The following is a 2,285-nucleotide window of genomic DNA, read 5'->3' as shown; positions in this document are numbered from 1 at the left end:
GTCCGGGGCCCTCGAGCAATTGCGCGAAATAGGCCGAGGCGGCGACCAGCAGCCCGGTTATGTCGTGCTGCGAATTTCTTGCCAGCGATTCCGCCTGAATGTCGTCGAGCATCCGCTCTCGGTGAACCGGCAGGATCCGCGACCGGCTGACGTATAGGAGGGAAATCATGCCATTCGTAGCCCACTGCTCAAGCCGGCGCATACTTCGCCGGATCGTGCGGCTCTACCATGCGGAATAGTACGAGGCGCATGCCCGATCGCAGGGCCATGGCACGCGGGTCGGTCTGTCCTGCGGGTAAAGAGCAGGCACTCCGTTATGCGGGGCGGGGGTCGAGAGAATCGGAGTGCCTGCATACCGAACAATGCAACCCGGCAACCCTTGCCGATATGCGTAATATAGCGGAGTTGGACGTGTCAGCGACCGGACACGCAACGCACTCTCGGATCCGCGCTGCTAGGCCTGGACGTCGTGGTCATCCTTCCACGTCCGTTCCGATCCCAGGCCCGCGGCAAACGCGACGCGCAGGGCGTCGGCGAAGTTGGAAACTTCCAGCTTCGTCATGACGTTGGCGCGATAGACCTCGACCGTGCGGGTACTGATCTTGAGATCGTAGGCGATGGTCTTGTTGGGATAGCCGCAGGCCAGCCCATCGAGGACTTCACGCTCGCGCGAGGTCAGTTTGCGGAGCTGGGTTTGCGCCCAGTCCTGCCGCGCGAGCAGTGCGTCGCGATCGGCGATGATGCGAAAGGCGGTAGCCACGGCCGCGAGCAGCTTGTCGCGGTCGAACGGCTTTTCGAGAAAGTCTACGGCCCCGGCTTTCATCGCCCGGACTGCCAGCGAGACGTCGCCATGGCCGGTGAGGATGATCACCGGGAAGTCGAAGCCGTCGCCGGCCATGCGGTCCATCACGTCCATGCCATCGATGCCGGGCAGGCGAATGTCGAGCAGCACGCAGGAATGGACCAGTTTGTCGGCGCACTTGATGAAGCTTTCGCCGTCCGGCCAGGTCTCGACGGCGTAGCCCGCGGTTCGCAGCAGAAAGTCGATCGAGCGGCGCACGGCCGGTTCGTCGTCTATCACATGGACCAGGCCGTTATCCGCCATGGCTCACCCTCCTCCCATGCATGGGAAACGCTATGGCGACCAAGGTCTTGAAGAGACGTGCGCCCGTCTCTCGTCGGCCCCGAACCACAGCAAAAGGGGGCGCATCATCACCATGGCCTGAGTGGATACCCGTTTGCTAGCATCGGGGTGTACCGACCGGCCGCCCTGTTCCCGCACGAATCAAGCATGACTCTTCTAGGACGCATTAGCATTGGTTTATATGGTTAATTGCGATTATTTGAATCGGGAGGCCGTCTTGCCCGCAATCGACGATCACGCCGGATTGCACGGACGCGTGTTTTTGCCGGCAGAGCCGCCGGCGACATCCTCGCGGCGTCCGGCACCGTGAACGAGGCCGATCTCCTTGCCCGGATCCGGCAATCGCTGCGAACCGGAACGACAATCGACGGGGACGAGGTCGATCCGTTTCGCCGCGTACCCGGGGCCTATGTCCTGGTGATGCATGTGCCCCTGCCGGTCCGGTTCGTGCGACGGACGATGGCGGCGACAATGCTGTCAGGCTGGCTCGTCTACGCGGGCAGCGCCCGAGGCGGCGGCGGCATCGGGGCCCGGCTGGAGCGCCACTTCGGCAAAGGCAAACGGGTTCACTGGCATGTCGATGAACTGACCAACGCCGCAACCCGCCTGGCTGCGCTCGCAGTGCGAGGCGGCTGCGAATGCGCCATCGTCGACCGCCTCGTCCGCTCCGGAGGATTCAAGCCGGCAATGAAAGGTTTCGGCAGCTCCGATTGCCGCCAATGCCCAGCCCACTTGCTGGCGCCTACAGCCCGTCCGGATTACGCGACGAAGCCACTAGCCGAAACGGCGGACACCGCGATCCGGTGAAGTAGGGGCTTTCCGGCAGAAAGAAATGGTGCCAGAAGAGGAGGCGCTAAAGCGGGCATCGGCCACCTCTGGTTCGTGACTGTCCATCCCTTTGATGAAGGCAATGGCCGAATTGCGCGAGCAATTGCCGACCGCGCTTGCGCATTCAAAAGGATTGACACAGCGCTTCTACACTCGAAGCACCAGAACCTGCGCCCGGTCTTATTCCTAACCGCCTAAACACAATCTGTACGCAGGACGCGAATCTTCTGTGCAATGGGGCCGAATCAATGCGGCGATTGGGCATGCTCCTCCCTGAACGTCACGGTAGCGCTCGGCTCGGTTGGACCAGCTC

The 2,285-nt window shown here is 62.6% G+C and carries 4 protein-coding genes; 2 read left to right on the top strand and 2 right to left on the bottom strand.

Going from position 1 to position 2,285, the window contains the following annotated elements; genetic code table 11:
* Nucleotides 1-169: BLUF domain-containing protein (locus LK12_RS25390; protein ID WP_197063653.1), on the bottom strand; the 169-nt coding region annotated here is incomplete at its 3' end.
* 285 nt (nucleotides 170-454) lie between these two features.
* On the bottom strand, nucleotides 455-1,105 hold the full coding sequence (locus LK12_RS23260) for a response regulator transcription factor (RefSeq protein WP_039290622.1): 651 nt from the start codon (nucleotides 1,103-1,105) through the stop codon (nucleotides 455-457).
* 345 nt (nucleotides 1,106-1,450) lie between these two features.
* On the opposite strand from LK12_RS23260, the gene LK12_RS23255 reads away from it, so the two are divergent.
* Both LK12_RS23255 and LK12_RS25015 read left to right on the top strand, forming a co-directional pair.
* Nucleotides 1,451-1,951, top strand: a complete 501-nt coding sequence (locus LK12_RS23255; protein WP_082010735.1) for a DUF123 domain-containing protein — start codon at nucleotides 1,451-1,453, stop codon at nucleotides 1,949-1,951.
* Between the two features lie 75 nt (nucleotides 1,952-2,026).
* Nucleotides 2,027-2,170: a Fic family protein gene (locus tag LK12_RS25015; RefSeq protein ID WP_231568473.1), complete on the top strand. Its 144-nt coding sequence runs from the start codon at nucleotides 2,027-2,029 to the stop codon at nucleotides 2,168-2,170.
* Nucleotides 2,171-2,285: the final 115 nt, after the last annotated feature.

It is taken from the genome of Novosphingobium malaysiense, from assembly GCF_000802225.1.
Taxonomy (GTDB): domain Bacteria; phylum Pseudomonadota; class Alphaproteobacteria; order Sphingomonadales; family Sphingomonadaceae; genus Novosphingobium; species Novosphingobium malaysiense.
The sequence above is the reverse complement of the archived record's forward strand: the minus strand, read 5'-3'. Positions and strand labels throughout refer to the sequence as shown.